Source organism: Haloarcula japonica DSM 6131, from assembly GCF_000336635.1.
GTDB classification, from domain to species: domain Archaea; phylum Halobacteriota; class Halobacteria; order Halobacteriales; family Haloarculaceae; genus Haloarcula; species Haloarcula japonica.
In genome coordinates, this window is the sequence record NZ_AOLY01000002.1 from 1 (window position 1) to 19,124 (window position 19,124).

Here is a 19,124-nt window from a genome sequence, read left to right on the forward strand (position 1 = left end):
GCTACGGACGCTTTAGGCCCAATAATATCGGCCATCACTTGGACTGCCGGTATTACCGCGGCGGCTGGCACCGGTCTTGCCCAGTCCTTGTTCCTGTACCACCTTACGGTACAGAAAAGCGAGGGCTATATGCCCTCGCACTCGGAGTCCCCCTATCGCACTGTCGTGCAGTGTAAAGGTTTCGCGCCTGCTGCGCCCCGTAGGGCCCGGTATCTTGTCTCAGATACCGTCTCCNNCAGCCACATCCTACAGCGCCGGAACGTTTCTAACTCTCGGCACTCCAGCATGAGAGTTATATCCGCTATTGGCCTCAGTTTCCCGAGGTTATTGCGGTCTGTAGGGTAGTTTGGCCACGTGTTACTGAGCTATATGCTACGAGTCTAAACTCGTACAACTAGCATGGCTAAATCGGACTCCGATAGCAATGGCCTCCGGCAGGATCAACCGGAATGTATCCCGGCACAAGGCCGGGGGGTTAGGCGGGATCACACCCATATAATGGGTGTGGTCGCTATCGAAGGGTGTTCGAGGACACCCGTCGACCGAGTGTCACCGAACTATCAGGGCTAACATCAGATCCCATCTTGACGGCGGACCGCAGGGGTGGAATCCTCATTTCTTCGGACCTGATTGTTGTCTCGAAGCCACCATAAAGGCTTCGAGTTTCGTTGGCGAGTCGACCCCGCCTGGTCCGTGTCGGCAGGGGTTCGATGTCCCCGACCGAACGTCGTTCGCGTTCATTCCAAGTGCCCTGTTACACTTAAGGGCATCGGATCGGGCTCGCGTCGAACCGCACGACGTGAGCGACCTTCGCGTTCATTCCGAACACCCTGTTACACTTAAGGGCGTCGGAACGAGTCCGTTCGTTCGGGGGCCATCGCCCCTGACCGCGTTCGCATTTCATTCCGATGGGCGAGCCACACTTAACCCCGTCGAAGGAAGTTGTCTTCGGGACGCGATTACACGGGTGTGAGTGTTCCACACGTGTACAAACGGGGAGTATGGATACTGAACAGATAGCTGTGATGGACATTTGTCCCTTCGCTCGCGCGCACGTGAACGCGAACAAGAGTGATAGACTCTGAAGGCCAGCGAAAATGTCGGGAATGCGACCTAGATTTCGTCTAGGTGTTCGACGCCCTGCTTCGAGACGTTCCCTTTCGTGATATCGCCGGGCATCCAGTCGGGTTTGTCGTCGGGTGCTTCTTCAACCCATGCCCACGCTTCGTAGATGTGGACTTTGTGGGTTCCCTTCTCCCGTAGTCGTATCTCCTCAGGGTCAGCCTGATCTTCACCGTCGGCCGGCTCGAGTCGACGTGCTGCCTTCAGCGCAGCCTGTCGAGGTGTTCCGCCCGAGAAGACGCTCGATTCGTCACCGTCTTCGCGCAGTGCGAAGTTGCGCTTGTCACTGTCGGGTGCCATGGATTTCACCGCTCCATGCCAATTCAGCACATGGCAGAACATAAATATACCCCCCAATCCGCCCTCCGTCGGGGGATGCTTTTATACAGTGGAACCGCTATGTCCCATTTCAAACCTGCAAACCGGCTGGTTCAAACCGTATATTCGAGTCAAAATCGTCACGCGCGCCCAGAAAACCACCAGCCAGCGGCCGACGGCACGGTAGACTTAAGTGTATCCTGCGGTGAAGTGCGGAGTAGGATAGCGCGATGGTGCGAAAGAAGAAGCTCAGCCCGAGTGGCGCCAAAGATGAGGACGGCGAGTACCACAACGTACATATCAACATTCACGAAGACGAGCTAGCCGTCGCCGGGATGGAGATCGGTGACGAAGTGTTCGTCCGTGTCCGCGATAACAAAATTATCATCCAGAAAGCTGACCCGGAAGAGGTCGAACACGACTTTTGAGGCACCATCGACGGTGATACAGTGCCACTGGGCGGGGCTGTTGGGCCGACGCCCGATACCGGACGTACACCACCGTTCTTCGAGCCAACCCGAACACCCACACAATGAGACCCTACGATATCGCGAAACCACTCCTGTTTTCGCTGCCAGCAGAAACCGCCAACTGGAGCGTCCATCGACTGTTAGAGGCAGTTGACGGTACCCGGGTCGCCGACGCGATGGCCGACCGCTACACGGTCGCCGACGACCGACTCGCAGTGGAGGCGTTCGGCCACGCGTTCGATAACCCGGTCGGCGTCGCAGCCGGGTTCGACAAGAACGCCACCATCCCCGGGGCGCTGGCGTCACTCGGCTTCGGCTTCGCCGAAGTCGGCGGTGTCACAGCCGAACCACAGACAGGGAATGCTCGCCCGCGGATGTTCCGGCTCAAAGCGGACGATGCAATCATCAACCGAATGGGGCTGAACAACGACGGGGCCATCATCATCGGCGAGCGACTGAAGAACATCGACGCCCCGTTCCCGGTCGGCGTCAACATCGCCAAGACGGAACACGTCGGAACGGATGAGGCCCCAGACGACTACCGGACCACGTACGAACACGTCGCCGAAGGCGGGGACTTCTTTGTCATCAACGTCTCCTGCCCCAACTCCGAGGGGTTCGAGGAACTCCAGAACCGCGACGCAATGGAGGCCATCCTCGGCGAGCTACAGGACGCGGGCGCGGCCCCGCTGCTCGTGAAGCTCTCGCCGGACCTTCCCGAACCGGCGGTCGAGGACGCGCTGGACATCGTGACCGAACTCGGCCTCGACGGCGTCGTCGCGACGAACACGACGACGGATCGGCCCGCCAGCCTGCGTTCGCCGAACGCGGTCGAGACGGGGGGCCTCTCAGGGAAGCCAATCGAGAACGAGGCGACCGAGATGGTGCGGTTCGTCGCTGAGCGCGTCGACGTGCCCGTCGTCGGCGTCGGCGGCGTCTCGACGGCGGAGGGTGCATACCGGAAGATCCGCGCCGGGGCCTCGCTCGTCCAGCTGTACACCGGCCTGGTCTACCGCGGCCCGTCTATCGCCCGCGAGATCAATTCGGGACTGCTCGACCTGCTCGCGGAGGACGGCTTCGACTCCGTCGAGGACGCCGTCGGCGCGGACCTGTAGCTGGCGAATCTTGAAGTACAGTTGCGGCGAACCGCCGGCATGGATGACAGTCCCCGTACCCTGCATATCGCCGCCTGGGACGACCGATTTCTCGCGTGGCTCCTCGACGTCCTGCTCGTCGGCGTCGTCCTCTCCGCACTGGGCGAGGCCGCTGGCGTGTTCTCTCTCCTGACCGGCAGCCTCTCAGTTACCACCCCGTTCACCGGTCTGAACGGGCTCGGCCTGTTCGTCTACTGGACGGTCTTGGAAGGCCGACAGGGCCAGTCTGCGGGCAAGATGGTGATGAACATCGCCGTCACGGACGAACGCGGTGAGGCTATCGACTACGGGACGGCGGCAATCGAGAGCTTCGGGAAGGCGTTCCTGCTTCCCCTCGATATCCTTGTGGGCTGGCTGGCCTACGACGAAGAAGGGATCAGGCTGTTCAACAAGCTCTCCTCGACCATCGTGATCGAGACCGACGAAGAGGATGGGAAACCGACTGATGTGGAGTACGTGTATCCGGACGATAAGTAGAGCAGTACGGGCAGAACGGAGAAAACCGAGCGCTCGGTACGCTCGGAGTCGATCTTACTCCAGTGCGTCCAGACGGAACTCGAACGCGGCGACCGGCAGTTCCAGGTCGTGCTCGACGAGCACTTTCGGGTGAATCTCGCCGATGACGCCGACCGACTCCCCGTCGAGGACCACTTCGGCGGCGCGGCCACCGATGAACGACGGATGTGTGGTCGGGGGCGTTTCGAGGTCCTTGTCAAAGGCGTCTGCAAGGGCCTGCAGGCGGGCCTTCGCGTCCTCGTAGGAGGCATCCGTGCGCGCGAGCGCGGCAGCGACGGTACGGTGTTCGGCGACACCGGTGTTCTCGGAGTCGTCAAGACCCGCGGCCAGTCCGATCTCGGCGAGGTCCTGCGGGTAGCTCCGGTGGGTGTTGTTCTCCAGCACCATCATGATGGAGGGGAGCGCCCACGTCCGGAGGATGGTGTAGTCCTCGCTGTAGGGCTCCTGAATGGTGACCGGGTCGGCCTGGCCGACGACATCCCCACCCGTGTTATCGGGATCCAGCTCCATCCGCTCGAAGTTCTCGGCCTCGTTTATCATGTGGAAGTTCAGCAGGTCCTCGAAACCCAGGCCAACGAGCGCATCGCGGGCGGCGTCTTCAAGCCGGGACCGCTCGTGGCGGCCGCCGACCGTCGACACGTCGGGATACGTCGGTTCGAGGCTGTTGAACCCGAGCGCCCGGCCGATGTCGTCAATGATATCCAGTGGGTGGATGACATCGACGCGGTACGGCGGAACCTCGACTTCGTAGGCCATGCCGTCATCAGATTCGGTTTCGGTGGCGTCGAGGCCGGCGCGCTCGGCGTAGTCGATGACCTCGCGGCTGTCCAGCGAGACGCCGAGGATGGACTCGATACGGTCGTGGGTGACCGTCTTCGTCCGGACCGAGAAGTCCGGCCGTTCCAGCGTCTTGCCGGCGTACTCCCCAGGCGCGTCGTCAGCGTAGGACACGTCGACCTTCTCGACCTGTCCGCCACGGGCGGCGAGCGCATAGCAGACGATGTTACACATGTGGTCGATGGTCCACTGGTCGGTCCCCGTCATCTCGATGAACAGATCCCGGGAGTCGACGCTGACCTCTGTCCGGCGGCCGTTGATAACTGGCGGGAACGAAAACAGCCCGATGGCGTCGTAGATAGCTGGAGTGCGGTCGAAATCGGCCACGAGATCGCCGTACGTCTGACCGGTTTCGTGGGATTCCATGACCTCGCGAGGGGTCATCTCCGCGTCGGCATCCAGCGGGACGAACGTAGCCTCACCGGGGTCAGCGCTGGTGTAGGTGATGGACTTGCCCGTCTCGTCCGTGACCGAGTCGCCTTTCAGCATTGTGAGGTCGTGAACCCCAATCGCGCCTTTCGCCCGCTTGCGACCCATCGTCGCGTGAAGTTTCTCCTGCAGTTGGATGAGCGATTCCAGTGCAGCCTCGTCCATGTCGAGGCCGCGGACGATAGCGCCGGTGACGTACGGGCGCTCATCGGGCTGGTCCTCGACCTCGATGCTCCAGTCGGCGCTGTTCGTGTTGGGGATCTCCACCCCGCGGTCGTCGGCGTAGTGGTAGCGAAGCGACCGCGCGACACCCTCGACAGAGAGGCGGTCCAGTCGGTCCGGCGCGAACTCCAGCTGGAACTCGTCGTCCTCGGTCCAGCCCTCGAATTCGAGGCCGAGGTTGAACAGGTCCGATTTGAGTTCGTCATCGTCTTTCTCGTCGTGGCCGGTCAGATACCGAAGTTCATCGGGGTCGACGTCGACGACTGGCATTAGCGAATCACCTCCGTCTCCCGCAGCAGTTCAAGATCACACAGCGTCCCGTGCACGTCGCGGATGTCCTCGAAGCCGTACATGAGCATGAGTAGTCGTTCGAGCGAGAGGCCCCACGCCATCACGTCGCAGTCGACGCCAAGCGGCGTGAGCACCTCGTCGCGGAAGATTCCGGAATTACCGACCTCGACGACCTCGCCGGTCTCGGGGTGGGTGCCGAACAGTTCGAAGCTCGGCTCGGTGTAGGGGTTGTAGTGGGGTTTGAACTCCAGATCGGTGATGCCGAACTGCTCGTAGAACTCCGTGAACGTCCCCATCAGGTCTCGTACGGAGAGGTCCTCGGCCATCACCCAGCCCTCGATCTGGAAGAACTCAAGGAGGTGGGTCGGGTCGAGCGTGTCGTTGCGGTACACCTTCTCGACGCTGAAGTAGCGTTCGGGCGGGTCGAGTTCGCCGATCTGATGGCCCGAGAGGTAGCGCATCGACAGCGACGTGGTGTGACCGCGCAGGTCCATCCCGCGGGCGATGTCCTCAGTCCAGGGCGAGTGATACCCCTCGCCATCGGGGCCGACGCCCTCCTTGTGCGCCGAGCGGACCCGTTCGACGAGGTCCGGTGGGAGGTGGCCGATCTCTTCGGGTTCTTCCAGCGCGAACTGGTCCCAGTGGGTCCGGGCCGGGTGGTCCTGGGGCATGAACAGGCAGTCGTTGATCCAGAACTGGGCGTCAGCGTGGGGGCCTTCCATCTCGGAGAAGCCCATGCCGACGAGCGTGTCTTTCACGCGGTTGGCCGTCTGGCGGAGGATGTGCTCCTTGCCGTGACTCACGTCTTCGGCGTCAGCCTCGACGTTGTACTCGGTGAAAGCAACGTCCTCCCACTCGCCGCTGGTGAGCATCTCAGGGGTAAGCTGGTCGACCGTCTCGGCGGCTTCGATGCCCTCCATCAGCGCGGTGACGCCGTCGTCAGTGAGCTGGACCGAGCGGACGGTTTCCTCACGCATATCGAGGAGGCCACGCCGTTCCAGCTGGTCGAGCGCGTCCGTGTCGGCGTCCTCGACGCGCCCGTCGGCGACCGCCTCCAGCGCCAGCATCTCGGGGTCGGACCCGGGGTCGGCGTCTTGGTTGGCCGTGATCTCGCCGCTGTCAATCTCTCCGTAGGCCTTGCGGGCGTAGTTCGAGAGCGCGATGTCGACCGCGCCGCCTTCGAGGCCGGACGCACCGATGACCTGTCCCATCTGGACCGGGCCGTCGGCAGCGCCGGCGTCGATAGCCGCCTCGTAGAGGTCCTGTTCGGGCAGGCTCTCGCGGACGTACCGGTCGCCCTCCTCGGTGAGTTCGTAGTGTTCCAGCGTCTCCTCGGCGACGGACACCAGTCCGTCGGCTTCGAGTTCGAACGCCGCTCTGGTGGCCGCTTCCGGCTTGAGGTCAGCCTCCGCAGCCACGTCGTCGATGCGCCTGTCTTCCTGTGCGTCGGCGGCCTGCAGGACGGCCACCTGTGCCTGTGGTCGTTTCATACGGGTGTCTCGGTCTTGTGGGGATAACCGCGGGTCGCTCAGTTAACGGTTCTCACTTCCTGCTCGCGGTTTCATCCGACCACGCCTCTCGACGCCGTCAGAGTCCACACGCGGTCAGGCAGTGAAAAAGAAGCCGAACCCCGGACTATCGGATAGCTGGCGAGCGACGCCGGCACGGTGGGATTCGGATGCCATGTCTGAGCGGTTGTGACTGGCAGATATAAACGTTATGCGTGTGCTTGTCTCGACACGAAACGAGCGGTGGCGGCCCAGTTCTCAGTCTGCACTCGTCGGCGCGCGGTCGGAGTCGAGGTCGATGTCGAGTTCGTCGAGTTTGTCTTCCCACTCGGCGCGTTTCTCCTGGTGGTCTTCGAGGAACTGTTCCATCAGTTCGGCAGCCTGTTCCTTGCAGCCGCCACAGAGACGCTCGCCGCCGACACACTCGTCATAGACCTCTTTCGCGAACTCGTCGTCGTCGCCCGAGAGCAGGTAGGCGTACAGCTCGTACACCGGGCACTCGTCGGCCTTCCCACCTTTCTCGCGCTGTTCCTCGGCTGTGGAGCGACCGCCAGTAGTCGCCGATTTCACTTTGTCGTAGCCGTCCTCCGGGTCGTCCAGCAGCGAGATGTGGGAAGCTGGAATCGACGAGGACATTTTGCCGCCGGTGAGGCCGGTCATGAACCGGTGGTAGATCGACGACGGCGGCTGGAAGCCGTAGCCGCCGTTGTCGAGTTCGACCTGCCGGGCCAGTTCCTCGGCCTCGGCGTGGTCCAAGTCGAACGTATCGATGTGTTCGTCGTACACTCGCTTCTCGCCGTCGATAGCCTCGATGAGTGCCTCGAAGGCCACATCAGTGGCGTTGCGGTCGAGGAACCGGATCCGCGGCCGGAGCGGTTCCTTCCCCGCCTCGTCGAGTTTCGCGACGACGGACTGGCGGGCGTCGGCGGGCGCTGGCTGATGGTCGCGCAGCCAGTCGGCGGCCTCGCCACAGCGGGGCCGGTCGGCATCCTCGGCGTACTCCTCACGGGCGTCGTAAGCCTGCCGGAGCAGCGTCCGCTCAACCGAATCTGCTTCGAAGCTGGCGAAGGCCTCCGTCACGCCGAAAAAGCGCATCCGCGCGGCGAGGTCCCGCGCCAGCCGCATGTGCGGGTCTTGGTCCGGGCCGACGGGGATGACCGTTGGCTTCGGCTCGTCCAGTTGCGGATAGAGGATGTCGGCCATCTGGGTGACCACCGACTGCATGTGCGAGACGTCGGTCTCGCCGTCGAAATCGTAGATGGCCTGCAGTTCCGAGAAGTTCGCCTCGGCCCCGAGTTCGAAGGCGAGGTCCTGCACCGCGCGGTTGTCGGACTGGCGGTACAGCGTCCCCTCGTCGGGGTCGAAGCCCAGCGCGAGCAGGGACAGCAGGTAGTTCGTCGCGTGCTCGTCGATCTCGTCCCACGACAGCCCGCGGGCGCTGTGGGCTTCGAGGTCCGCGATGAGCGCGTAGGCGTCCCCGCCCTGCTGCTGGTGCCAGATGATCTCGTCGAAGACGAGCTTGTGGCCGATATGGGGGTCGCCGGTCGGCATGAACCCCGACAGCGCGGCGAAGGGGTCGTCGTTGCGCATCGCCTCGGCGACCGGTCGGTAGTCCCGGTGGCCGAAGATGACGCCCCGCCGCATCAGGTAGTGGGGGTTAGGGACCTCGGAGAGCACCTCGTCGAACTCTTCGATGCCGAACTGCTCGAACAGCTTGCGGTAGTCGGCGATAGTCGAGGAGCCCCACGGGTCGAGCGTTGCCTCGTCGGCCCCCTCGGCCTCAGTGCCGCCGTCCGGTAGCACTGGGTTGCCGCCGGAGCGGGCGTCAGGCTCCCGCCACGCTCCGCCCGACTGGCGGCGGTCCTCGTCGGGCGATGCGTCGTCGTGGTGGGAGTCGTCCGTTGTCATGGATGTGGTCGGCTCGCGGTGAGCCACGTTACAGGTGCTTTGGTTCCGGTCGGCGCAAAAAGGGTTCGTTTCGGTGCGCCGACCGGACCGGCCAACAGACACCAACCGGCCGACCGCGACACGCAGCCAACTCAAGGGGTCAGTCGCTCGACGGCGATCCACTCGATGTCGCCGTCACCGCCGTCCGTCGTGAGCGCGAACACCATCGTCTTCCGGACACCGTGGGCGAGCCGCACGTCCAGTGCGAGGTCCCGCGGTTCGAACCGGTGGTCGTGCGGCAACACCCGGACCAGTAGCTCCGAGTGCCCGAGGTTTTCGGCACTTTCGACGTCGGCGTAGGTCCGGAAGTCAGCGCCGAATTTGAAGCCGGTCTTCGGCGCGACGCCGCTTGCTCGCAGGGCCGCATAGACGGTCAGTCGGCGGTCGAAGCGGTCGCCCTCGACCTCGCGGCCCCGCTCGACAACAGCGTCAGCCCCGCCATCCACCGTGAGCAGCCCTTCCTGTGTGAGATACGCAGCCTCTACGAGCGAGAGTTGAACCGCGCCCTCGTCGCCGAGTTGCTGCCCGTAGAACGCCTGATCGTACAGCTCCGCCGGCGGTTCCCAACACACCACCCGCTCCCCGAGCAGTTCACCCGCCGTCGCTGGGACAGCAGCGTCACTGGTCCCGGAGACGTCACGCCGGTCGATGTCGAGGTAGGTGACCTCGCTCTCCTCGTCGACGACCGCCAGCACACAGTCGCCCAGATCAGTGGCCACAACTGTGTCACGCTCACCAACTATCCTGACGCGATAGGCTACCTCGTTGTCCCACGGCCCCTTCCCACGCGGGTAGACCACGAAGTCCGCGCCTGCGGCGTCGTCGACCCATCCCTCGCGGGCCGGTGTGAGGTAGAAACCGCGATCACGAAGGTCTTTGTAGACGGCGAAGTCCACCTCGGAAACGGCCGCAGACCCGAGGAACGCCCGGAAGTCCATGCCGTCGATGCTCTCGATGTCCCCGCGATAGAGGAGGTGTGCGGCCTCCACCGGTGCCAGGTCGATATCGCCGTTGCGGACTTTCCCGTACCCGCGAGAGTCGTAAAACCGCTCGCGCGCCTCGTAGCCGGCCCGCACGACATCGCCGTCGAGCGTCAGTTCCATGCTCTGACGTGGCCCCCGCGGCGACAAAGCCCCTGCGGGTCCGAACCGGGAGCGAAGTCGGACGGGGGCGGAGAGTCAGTGCTCACTCCCGTTCTGTACAAGAACGGTCCAGACACCGCGTCCCGCCAGCGGTTTCGAACAGCGGTAGGCCGCAGTCACAGTCGCCGACGACCACGCCGGACGGTATCGAGAAGCCGGTGTCACAGTCGGGATAGTGTTCACAGCCGGCGAGCAGGCCGCCACGGCGGAGAATCAGCAGGTCGCCGTCACAGTGGGGACAGTCCCACTCGCGGTCAAAAGCCGCGGTGACGGCATCATCGAGCGAGTCACACTCTCGGTCGAGACACAGTTCGAAGGCTCGGCCGCGTTCGACACGAAGCGTCGGGAGTCCGCAGTCGTCACAGCGGCCGCCAGTGACCGCGGCATCGCTCGGAATCCCATAGGCGGCGTCACAGCCGGTACAGGTGACTTCACTCCGGGCCCGGACCAGCGTTCCGGCGCAGTCGGGGCAGTCACGCACCGGGACACCGGCGTTCGAGGCCGGATAGCGGGCACTGCCGTGTTCCTCGTGGGTGACCACCCGGAGGAGTTCGTCGCCGTCGCGGGCGGTCACCGCCCCGTCGTCGATGGTGACACTTTCAGCGCGTGTAAGCCATGCAATCGGCTGATACCCCGCGGCATCGTGGACCAAGACGGTGTTGTCGGGCTTGATCACCACGAGCACGTCGCCGCGCTGTTCCCGCTCGCGCGTTCCCTCGAAAACGGTCGTACACTCGCCGGCCATCACACGGATTCCGTCATGCATGGACCGGTCTGGTTACGTACTGGTATTTGAACGTTCCCACGTGGACAGTTTTAGTTGTGTATTTGATATCTAAACTACGGTCTGAGACAGTAACAGATGGGGACGGTACAGCCGCCAATACGTCTGTCAGTTTGCAGAATTGCAACTGGAAAATCTAGGCTTATTAGCGTTATGGCCGTTAATTATCAACGTAGATAACACGGCGAGAAAGATTAAGGTGCGAATTATACGACCCTTGGTATGGATCTGAAGATCAAGCTAATAGTTCTTCTTCTAACAATTTCGCTGGTACCGCTAGCCGGTGTCGGATTGCTATCGGCCAACAGTATGGGAGAGCTGAATCAGGACGCCCAGACCCAGAGCGGGAACTACCTCCGGGGGGCGATGACCGATCAGCTGAACAACAGCGTCGAAGCGAGACAGGAAGGCATCCAGAACCAAGTGAACCAGCGCGAGGTCGACGTCCGGTCGCTGTCGGACTCCTCGACGATGGACAACTACCTGGCCGCACAGGACGGCGAGATGGAGCTCGTCCAGGAGTCGAGCCAGCGCCAGCTCGGGTACACGTCCCTCCAGATGCGCACCAGCATCGACAACGCGATGCAGATGGTGCTGGAAAAGCAGTACGACGGCCGGGACTGGGAGGACCTCTCCTCCTCGGAACAGGAGCAAGTCAAACAGGAAGTCGAGGCGATGATCGGCGGGACGGCCGGGGACCAGACGCGTCCGGCAGGAACCATGTACGACTCGTTCCAGCCCGGCTACTTTGGTAATACGGGATACGCGTACATCACTGACAGCGATTCCAACGTCGTCGTCCACCACAGCCTCGACGACGGCCACAACCTCGTCGAGGACAGCGGCGGGACGCTGGTCGTCTTCGAGGATATCGAGACCGAAGTCGAGTCCAACCAGGCGATCCGCAACGGCGAGGAGTGGGGCATCGCCGAGTACGAGTGGGAGGATACGACCCAGGAGGGGAACCCCGAGATGACGAAGTTCATCGCCTACACCTACTACGAGCCCTTCGACTGGGTCATCGCCCCGAGCGTCTACTACTATGAGCTTCAGGAGACTGCGGTCAACGACGCCGAAAGCGAGATGGCGGATTCGTTCGAGCGGTACCTCTTGACGCGGACAGTCACCATCGGTGACGAGGAACACCTGGCGTATGAACACATCACGTTCGCGGGGCCGAATGGTGACGAAATCCTCCACGCTGACCGGACGGGCCGGAACGTGACGACCGGCTCGGACAGCTCGCAGTCATACGCCGATGCGGACTGGTTCACCGCCGCGAAGTCCGGGAGTCAGGGCGAGGCGTACTTCGGTGAGGTTCAGACTTCGGACGGCCATGAAACGCAGTATGTCTCCACGCCAGTCTACAGAAACGGGGAGTTCCGAGGCGTCGTCGCGGCACAGTTCAACTACTCGCTCATCACGGAGACGACGAACCGTGTGACAGTCGGTGAGAGCGGCTACCTCTACATCCTCAACGACCGCGGTGAGATAGTCAGCCATCCGGAGAGGGCCATGATCGAACAGCGAACGAACGTTCCGGAGGGCGAGTACGGTGCGGAGCTCGGGACAATCGCACAGAATCAGATGCTCGCCGGTGAGTCGGGGATGACAACCCATACGAAACAGGGCGAGGACGGGGAAAACGCAACGAGCTACGTCGGCTTCGCGCCGCTCGAACTCGGCGATAAGCAGTTCACCCTCGTCGCCACCGTCCCCGAACAGGACATCAACGAACCGATAGCGGCGCTGGGCGCAGCGCTACAGCGTACGACGGACTCCGCACAGACGCTCGTCATCGGGCTGTTCGGCCTCGCAGCGGTCGTGGTCTCGGTGACCGGATACGCCGCGGCCAGGTATATTTCGAGGCCGATCGAACAGATCCGCGACCGGGCGATGGCGCTGTCGAAGGGCCAGTTCGACCAGACTGACGATATCTCGACCGGCGACGACGAGATCGGTGAGATGGTGACGGCCTTTGAGGAGATGCAGGCGAACTTGAATCGGCAGGTCGACCAGATCGAATCCGTCAGTGACTCACTCAGAGAGGGGGATCTCGACGACGAGATCCAGACCGACATGCCCGGGAAGTTCGGTGAGATCATGGAGGGGCTCGAAGACGGAATGATCCAGCTCGGAGCGAGCTTCACCGAGATCAGCCGAGCGAGCCGGAACATCCGTGCCGGAGAGCTAAACCAGGACCTCGACACCGACCTGCCCGGTGACTACGGCGAGGTCATGAACGAACTCAACTCCGGCCTCACGCAGCTTTCGGAGAGCTTCGAACAGCTCCGTGACGTGAGCGCGGACCTCCGGGAGGGACACCTCGACCAGAACCTCGACACCGACCTGCCCGGGGCCTACGGCGACGTCCTCGCAAACATCGACGAAGGCCTCGACGCAGTCGACGAAAGTATCGCAAAGGTCCAGTCGATCGCACAGGACGTGAACGAGGCGAGCCAGGAAGTCGCAGCGAGTACAACCGAGATCGAGGAGGCGAGCCAGGAAGTCGCCAAGTCGGTCCAAGAGATATCGAGCGGGGCCGACACCCAGTCCGGCAACCTCCAAGAGGTCGCCAATGAGATGAACGACATGTCGGCGACCATCGAGGAGATAGCATCCTCGTCGGTCGACGTGGCCGACACAGCCCAGGAAGCGGCCAAGCGAGCGCAGATGGGAAGCGAACAGGCCGCCGAGGCGTCAACGGAGATCCAGGAGATCGAGGACGGCGCCGACGACGCGGTCGAGCAGGTCTCCGACCTCCAGACGGAGATGGAGGAGATCAGCGAAATCGTCGCGATGATCACCGACATCGCCGAACAGACGAACATGCTCGCACTGAACGCGTCTATCGAGGCCGCCCGGGCCGGTGAGGCCGGCGAAGGCTTCGCCGTTGTCGCCGACGAGATCAAGTCCCTCGCAGTGGAAGCCGGCGAGGCGACCGAGGAGGTCGAGTCGCTCATCACCGAGATACAGAACTCGACGGACGAGACGGTCGACGACATCGAAGCGATGCGCGACCAGGTCGAGAGCGGCGTCGAGACGACCGAGAACGCCATCGACCTGTTCGACGAAATCGCCGAGGTCGTCGACGAGGCCGAGAGCGGCGTCACGGAGATCAGCGACGCCACGGACGAGCAGGCCGCCACCACCGAGGAGGTTGTCGCGATGGTCGACGAGGTCAGCAGCGTCAGCGAGGAGACGGCCGCTGAGGCGAGTAACGTCTCGGCCGCCTCCGAGGAACAGTCGAGTTCGCTCACCAGCGTCTCCGAGAACGTCCGGTCGGTCGCCGGCCTCGCGGACGACCTTGAGGACCTGGTCGACGAATTCGAGGTCAGCGACGACACGGACGCGACCGAACAGGACTCAATGGACATCGGCGAGACCGGTCCGGCGGCTGTGGACGATTGATTGACACGCGAACACGAAATCATCGCGTACGTCCGGGATTCACAATCGGCAGTTGCTGACAGCGACGGTATCGGCATATCGCTGCCGGAGTCGCAACAGCCAAACCAATCGCCGAGCGACAGGGAGGCAATGAGCCAACCACCGGCGGCGGTCTGTTTCGATATGGACGGCGTGCTCGTCCAGTCCGAAGATCACTGGGTCCGCGCCCAGCGTGGGGAGATTCTCCCGACAGCCGCACCGAACGACGATATCCCTCTGTCCGCGATTACCGGTCGAAACTACCGAGAAGTGTATCCGGACCTCGACGCCGAGTACGACCTCGAAATCAGCCGAGAAGCATTCGAGGGACTGTTCGAGAAGCACGGCGAACGGATTTACGGCGAAGAAGCGACCTTCCTCGATGGGGCACACGAACTGCTCGACGATTTGCGGGACGCTGGCGTGGCGCTGGCGCTGACGACATCCGCGCCGTGGGCTTGGATCGATGTGGCCGACAAGCGCTTCGATCTCCTCTCGAAGTTCGACGTCGCCATCAGCGCCGGCGACATCGACGGCCCCGGCAAGCCGGAGCCGGACATCTATGAGCGGGGTGCGGCAGAACTCGGCGTCGCGCCCGAGGACTGTTGGGCCGTCGAGGACTCCACCGCAGGCGCACGCGCCGCCGTCGCCGCCGGGATGACGACCATCGGGTTCCGCGGCGACGGTGATGAGACTGACCTGTCGATGGTCCACGAGATCGCGGACGACGCCGCGTCGCTGCGACAGGTGCTGTTAGGCGGTGTGTAACAGCCGAGTAGAGTGTCTTTGAAGCGGTGTTTGAGAAATGCCAGAAGTCAGAAGCGGTGGGAAATAGCGAACCGATACGGAACTGAACCAGAGACCGAAGGACGATACCGGACGGGTGTTAGTACGGTGAGCAGAGATGCAAGGGCCACGAAACCAGAAAACTGCGTGCCGGAAATGCCAGCATGGAGGGGAGGAAGTCCCGGCCAGGTCAGGCGGGATCACCGTATCCTCGGCCCGCCAGCAGGCCGAAGACGTTGAGGGCAACGACACCCACGAAGACGAGGAAGCTCTGGCTGTCCAGTCCGCCCAGCAGCAGCGGCGGGTACGCCAGTGGCGTGACGATAGCCAGCCAGAACGCGATGAACTGTAGGGGACGAGTGAGTGATCGGAGGGCGACGCTACTGTGGGCGGCTTCCATCGGGGAACGAAAGGGCGATGCACTGGACATGGTGGGCTTCCTCAGTTCTTCGTAAGGACCCAGACCCCCATATAAACGCCAGACCCTTGGGGAGAATTCGAACTCTTTTCGGAATATTAACCGGAGTTCAGCACCTTTCAGCGATATTTCACGGAGCGGTATAACGATTCGAGAAGTATTTATAAATTTTATCGGGCATTTTGAGAGTGTTTCAGAGCAACAGCCGAAGCGGCAGTTACCGAACGAGAACGGACCGGGTTTCGGTAATCGTCGGGAGCGGCAGCGCGGGGAACGCGACTTCGACAGTGAAAGTGAGTTCGTCCGCGTCCGCGCCGAAGACAGCGACCGGAAGCGTGGCTTCGCCGAGATACGACGGCTTGGCGGTCATCTCACGCCCGTTGACCGTGACTCGCAGGCCCGCCCGGGCGCTCCCGCCGGTGTTTTCCACCGTTACCTCCCGCATGTCGTTGTCGCCGGGGGCGATTGTCTCGGGGAAATCGCCCCAGTCGATGGAGACGACGGGGAGGTCCCGCGCGTTCGCGAGCACCTGTTCCGCGACGCCCTCGGAGAGCCCCGCACGGACGAGGCCGTCCTCGCCGGCTTCGACCACATCGGCGGGCGACGTGAGTCCCGCTGCAGCGAGTTTCCCTGCGCGGCCGCTGCCGACGCCATCGATAGCCGTCAGCCCCACCGCATCGGCGCTGATACCGTGTTCGACGCGGGCCTCGACCCGGCAGGCCAGATTCGCGTAGCGTGCCGGCCCGAGCGTGTCGACGAACTCCCGCATCGCGGCTAGCAGGCGAAGGGCGTTCTGGCGGATGACCCACGCGTCGCTTTTCAGTTCCGTCGGCGTCGTCCCGGTCATGCCCGAGCGGAGGATGGCCAGTACCTTCCGCTGGCCGGCGTCGAGGCTGTCGTCGACGCTGTCTCCCAGGACCGCGTGAACCGCATCCTCCTCGTCGGAGCGGGCGCTGACGCTGTCGAACTCGGTTGCGCCGGCCACCGCCGTCAGCAGGTCGTCCGCATCAACGGAGACAGCCGAGTCGGGGTCCGCGGCGTCCTGACACCGTTCGGCGACGTCCGCGAACCGGCGGGCGGTCGACAGCCGAAGGTAGAATTTCGAGGCCAGTTGGCCGAGCCGCGTCGGCTCGACGTTGAGGCCGTCCTGCTCGACGAAGCCCTCGTCGACGAGCGCCGAGAGCGTGTCGCTGACCCTGTTTCGGAGGTCGCTGCCGGCGTCGTACTCGTCGGGAGCCGACTGCGAGCGGGCGTAGTAAAACGTCGTCGCGAGCCAGTCCATCACGTCGTCCACGTCGTCGATAGTCCCGAGCGCGATTTCGGCGTTCAGGTGGGCGTCGAGTTCCGCCGCCAGCCGTGACTCTATCTCCTTCCCGTCCCGGAGCAGGCGGCGGTACTTGTCGGCGTCCGAGCGGTCACAGACGACCCAGGCGTAGCCCATGTCGTCATAGCCGGGCCGGCCCGCGCGGCCGAGCATCTGGAGCACGTCGAGCGGGCTCATGTCGACCTCGCCTTCGAGCGGGTCGTGGAGTTTGGTGTCGCGAATGACGACACAGCGGGCGGGGAGGTTCACGCCCCAGGCCAGCGTCGAGGTCGAGAAAAGGAGCTGAATCTTGCCCTCTTTGAACCACTGCTCGACTTTGTTCTTGTCCTCCCGTGCGAGGCCGGCGTGGTGAAAGCCCACGCCGTCCAGCACGGACTGGCGGAGCGTGTCGTTCGAGAGGTCGGCGGCGTCGTTGTGGAAGTCGTAGTCCCCGCGTGCGCCCATGGGGATGTCGCGCTCGGTGATCTCGTCGCGGGCCTTCTTTGCGGCCTGCACCGTGTCCTGGCGGGAGGAGACGAACACGAGCGCCTGGCCCTCCTCGCGGATGTGTGGCTCGGTGAGGTCGAGCGCCCGGTAGAGCCGCCGGTACTTGTCGGCGAAGGCGTTCTCGCCGTGGGAGTAGGTCTTCACGTCGGCGTTGAGCGGCACCGGACGGTACTTTTCGCCGAAAGCGAACGTGGTTTCATCCGGCGCGTCGAGCCAGTCGGCCACGTCGTCGATGTTCGGCATTGTCGCCGACAGCGCCACGACGCGCGGGTCACAGAGCCGGCGGAGCCGCGAGACGGTGACTTCGAGCACCGCCCCCCGACGGTCCGAGTCCAGCAGGTGGACCTCGTCGATGACACAGCAGTCCACGTCGGTGATGAACGAATAGCGGCTGGTTTCGTGTTTCCGGGTGGCTGAGTCGGCTTTCTCCGGCGTCATCACGAGGATATCGGCCCGCTCGGCCCGGCGGGGATTGAGGTCCCGCTCACCGGTGACGACGTAGACGGAGTAGCCCAGGTCTTCGAACCGCTCCCACTCGCTTTCCTTTTCGTTTGTGAGCGCGCGCAACGGTGCGAGAAAGAGCGCGGTCCCGTCCTCGGCGAGCGTCTTGCAGATGGCCAGTTCGGCCAGCGCGGTCTTCCCGCTGGCCGTCGGCGCGCTGACGACGACGTTGTCGTCGCGGTTCAGCAGGGCCGGCAGGGCCGCCGACTGCATCCGGTTGAACTCCTCGAAGGGGAAGGCGTCGGCGAATTCGGGGAGCACCTCCGCGACCGCCACAGTCGGTTCGCTGTCGGTTCGGGATGACACGTCACAGTCGCAGTTCCGCGACGGCAAAGGCGTTTCTATGGGGGAGCGACAGTGTGTGAGAAGCGGATGCATTCTCTGGCTTCGCTGTGCGGTTCATCAGTGTGAGTGTCCAACAGACCTGGCAAAAAATTAACTCAGCCGGCTGATAGTGCGCAGGTGTGCCTATCAGTGACCCCGAGGACTATTACGACGAGAACGACGAGAGCGAGTGGGACCGCCTGACAGCCACGCTACACGGGCAGTTGGAGTGGGCGGAGACCGTTGCACAGCTCGAAGCGAACCTCCCCGATACGGGGCACGTCCTCGACGTAGGCGGCGGTGCTGGTCGGTACGCCGTCTGGCTGGCCGAACAGGGATACGATGTCACACTCGTCGACCCCAGTGAGGGTCAGCGAGCTATCGCACAGGAAAAAATCGCCGAGCACGGACATGAGGAGCGGGTGACAGTTGGGGCGGGGGACGTACGCGACCTCGGGTTTGACCGGGATGTATTCGACGCGACGCTGTGTCTGGGTGGGCCGCTGTCACATGTACTCGACGCCGACGAACGGGTGGCCGCCGTGCGGGAGCTTCGCCGGGTGACAGACACCGGAGGGCCGGTGTTCGCCTCCGTCATGGGGCGGCTCAACTGGCTGGTGCTCTCGCTGGTCGGCAGGTCGGAACACCTCGTCCACGCGGACGAACTCGCCGAAACGGGTGATTACGACCGTTCGTTCGTGGCGCAGCTCGGTCACGAGGCGGCGTTCACCGAGACCCATTTTTTCCGCGCCGACGAGTTCGAGGCCCTGTTGGAGGCGGGCGGGATGACCGTCGAGACGCTGGTCGGACTGGAGGGGCTGGCGTCAGTACTCGCCGCCGCACCGCTCCGGGAGACCGCTGACGAACTGTCAGCACACGAGCGGGCCGGTGTTCAAGCGCTTGTGGACGAACTCCGTACAGACCGAACCGTCGTGGATATGTCCGCACATATGCTTGCTGTCTGTCGTGCGTGAGGTGGGCACGCGGGCAGTAGCGTTGATGCCCTTGAGTACGCAGGTGGCGGTTGGTTCGGCTGGACCGCCTGACCGCTCGATTGTCCTGCTAGACGGGATGTGACAGCACACGCGACCCCCGTACGTTTTTGACCAACCGAAC

At 63.4% G+C, this 19,124-nt stretch carries 14 protein-coding genes and 1 other annotated feature; of the genes, 6 read left to right on the forward strand and 8 right to left on the reverse strand.

Annotation, left to right across the window (positions count from 1 at the left end; all coding sequences use genetic code 11):
* Window positions 1-451 (reverse strand) — a sequence feature (mutual gap in cmsearch alignment for this rRNA model is longer than 100).
* Window positions 452-1,113: 662 nt separating this feature from the next.
* Window positions 1,114-1,422, reverse strand: coding sequence for a non-histone chromosomal MC1 family protein (locus C444_RS00010; RefSeq protein ID WP_004516406.1), 309 nt, complete (start codon window positions 1,420-1,422; stop codon window positions 1,114-1,116).
* 248 nt (window positions 1,423-1,670) lie between these two features.
* Between C444_RS00010 and C444_RS00015 the strand changes: the two genes are divergently transcribed.
* The 3 genes from C444_RS00015 (at window position 1,671) to C444_RS00025 (ending at window position 3,541) form a co-directional block, all read left to right on the forward strand.
* Entirely contained in the window at window positions 1,671-1,868 is a 198-nt protein-coding gene (locus tag C444_RS00015; RefSeq protein ID WP_004516407.1) for a hypothetical protein, read from the forward strand.
* A gap of 104 nt (window positions 1,869-1,972) precedes the next feature.
* A complete protein-coding gene (locus C444_RS00020; protein ID WP_004589986.1) occupies window positions 1,973-3,025 on the forward strand; it encodes a quinone-dependent dihydroorotate dehydrogenase in 1,053 nt (350 codons plus the stop codon).
* A gap of 39 nt (window positions 3,026-3,064) precedes the next feature.
* Window positions 3,065-3,541 (forward strand): RDD family protein, encoded by a 477-nt coding sequence (locus tag C444_RS00025; RefSeq protein WP_004589987.1) that lies wholly within the window; start codon window positions 3,065-3,067, stop codon window positions 3,539-3,541.
* A 54-nt stretch (window positions 3,542-3,595) separates the two neighbouring features.
* Here C444_RS00025 and pheT read toward each other — a convergent pair whose 3' ends face one another.
* The 5 genes from pheT to C444_RS00050 form a co-directional block, all read right to left on the reverse strand.
* Complete coding sequence (gene pheT, locus C444_RS00030; RefSeq protein ID WP_004589988.1) at window positions 3,596-5,338, reverse strand: phenylalanine--tRNA ligase subunit beta; 1,743 nt, start codon at window positions 5,336-5,338, stop codon at window positions 3,596-3,598.
* Complete coding sequence (pheS, locus tag C444_RS00035; RefSeq protein WP_004589989.1) at window positions 5,338-6,849, reverse strand: phenylalanine--tRNA ligase subunit alpha; 1,512 nt, start codon at window positions 6,847-6,849, stop codon at window positions 5,338-5,340. Before pheS ends, pheT begins: the two co-directional genes overlap by 1 nt.
* A gap of 276 nt (window positions 6,850-7,125) precedes the next feature.
* The gene (locus tag C444_RS00040) at window positions 7,126-8,775 is read right to left on the reverse strand and encodes a tryptophan--tRNA ligase (protein ID WP_004589990.1); all 1,650 of its coding nucleotides are present in this window, start codon (window positions 8,773-8,775) and stop codon (window positions 7,126-7,128) included.
* 131 nt (window positions 8,776-8,906) lie between these two features.
* Window positions 8,907-9,917 (reverse strand): tRNA-intron lyase, encoded by a 1,011-nt coding sequence (gene endA / locus C444_RS00045; RefSeq protein WP_004589991.1) that lies wholly within the window; start codon window positions 9,915-9,917, stop codon window positions 8,907-8,909.
* Window positions 9,918-9,999: 82 nt separating this feature from the next.
* Entirely contained in the window at window positions 10,000-10,722 is a 723-nt protein-coding gene (locus tag C444_RS00050) for a topoisomerase DNA-binding C4 zinc finger domain-containing protein (RefSeq protein WP_049908973.1), read from the reverse strand.
* 327 nt (window positions 10,723-11,049) lie between these two features.
* Here C444_RS00050 and C444_RS00055 point away from each other — a divergent pair, with 327 nt between their 5' ends.
* Complete coding sequence (locus C444_RS00055) at window positions 11,050-14,151, forward strand: methyl-accepting chemotaxis protein (RefSeq protein ID WP_004589993.1); 3,102 nt, start codon at window positions 11,050-11,052, stop codon at window positions 14,149-14,151.
* A 129-nt stretch (window positions 14,152-14,280) separates the two neighbouring features.
* Entirely contained in the window at window positions 14,281-14,937 is a 657-nt protein-coding gene (locus C444_RS00060) for an HAD family hydrolase (RefSeq protein ID WP_049908990.1), read from the forward strand.
* Window positions 14,938-15,145: 208 nt separating this feature from the next.
* On the opposite strand, the gene C444_RS00065 is transcribed toward C444_RS00060, so the two are convergent.
* Both C444_RS00065 and C444_RS00070 read right to left on the reverse strand, forming a co-directional pair.
* Window positions 15,146-15,385: a hypothetical protein gene (locus C444_RS00065; RefSeq protein WP_239641242.1), complete on the reverse strand. Its 240-nt coding sequence runs from the start codon at window positions 15,383-15,385 to the stop codon at window positions 15,146-15,148.
* Window positions 15,386-15,590: 205 nt separating this feature from the next.
* Window positions 15,591-17,960 (reverse strand): DEAD/DEAH box helicase, encoded by a 2,370-nt coding sequence (locus tag C444_RS00070; protein WP_004589996.1) that lies wholly within the window; start codon window positions 17,958-17,960, stop codon window positions 15,591-15,593.
* Between the two features lie 188 nt (window positions 17,961-18,148).
* Here C444_RS00070 and C444_RS00075 point away from each other — a divergent pair, with 188 nt between their 5' ends.
* Window positions 18,149-18,982: a class I SAM-dependent methyltransferase gene (locus C444_RS00075; RefSeq protein WP_004589997.1), complete on the forward strand. Its 834-nt coding sequence runs from the start codon at window positions 18,149-18,151 to the stop codon at window positions 18,980-18,982.
* Window positions 18,983-19,124: the final 142 nt, after the last annotated feature.

Excerpts from the sequence above, each read along its gene's own strand:
- C444_RS00050 (WP_049908973.1), bottom strand. The coding sequence starts at position 10,722 with ATGCATGACGGAATCCGTGTGATGGCCGGCGAGTGTACGACCGTTTTC.
- pheS (WP_004589989.1), bottom strand. The coding sequence starts at position 6,849 with ATGAAACGACCACAGGCACAGGTGGCCGTCCTGCAGGCCGCCGACGCA.
- pheT (WP_004589988.1), bottom strand. The coding sequence starts at position 5,338 with ATGCCAGTCGTCGACGTCGACCCCGATGAACTTCGGTATCTGACCGGC.
- C444_RS00060 (WP_049908990.1), top strand. The coding sequence starts at position 14,281 with ATGAGCCAACCACCGGCGGCGGTCTGTTTCGATATGGACGGCGTGCTC.
- C444_RS00015 (WP_004516407.1), top strand. The coding sequence starts at position 1,671 with ATGGTGCGAAAGAAGAAGCTCAGCCCGAGTGGCGCCAAAGATGAGGAC.
- C444_RS00025 (WP_004589987.1), top strand. The coding sequence starts at position 3,065 with ATGGATGACAGTCCCCGTACCCTGCATATCGCCGCCTGGGACGACCGA.
- C444_RS00055 (WP_004589993.1), top strand. The coding sequence starts at position 11,050 with ATGGGAGAGCTGAATCAGGACGCCCAGACCCAGAGCGGGAACTACCTC.
- C444_RS00040 (WP_004589990.1), bottom strand. The coding sequence starts at position 8,775 with ATGACAACGGACGACTCCCACCACGACGACGCATCGCCCGACGAGGAC.
- endA (WP_004589991.1), bottom strand. The coding sequence starts at position 9,917 with ATGGAACTGACGCTCGACGGCGATGTCGTGCGGGCCGGCTACGAGGCG.
- C444_RS00065 (WP_239641242.1), bottom strand. The coding sequence starts at position 15,385 with ATGTCCAGTGCATCGCCCTTTCGTTCCCCGATGGAAGCCGCCCACAGT.
- C444_RS00010 (WP_004516406.1), bottom strand. The coding sequence starts at position 1,422 with ATGGCACCCGACAGTGACAAGCGCAACTTCGCACTGCGCGAAGACGGT.
- C444_RS00020 (WP_004589986.1), top strand. The coding sequence starts at position 1,973 with ATGAGACCCTACGATATCGCGAAACCACTCCTGTTTTCGCTGCCAGCA.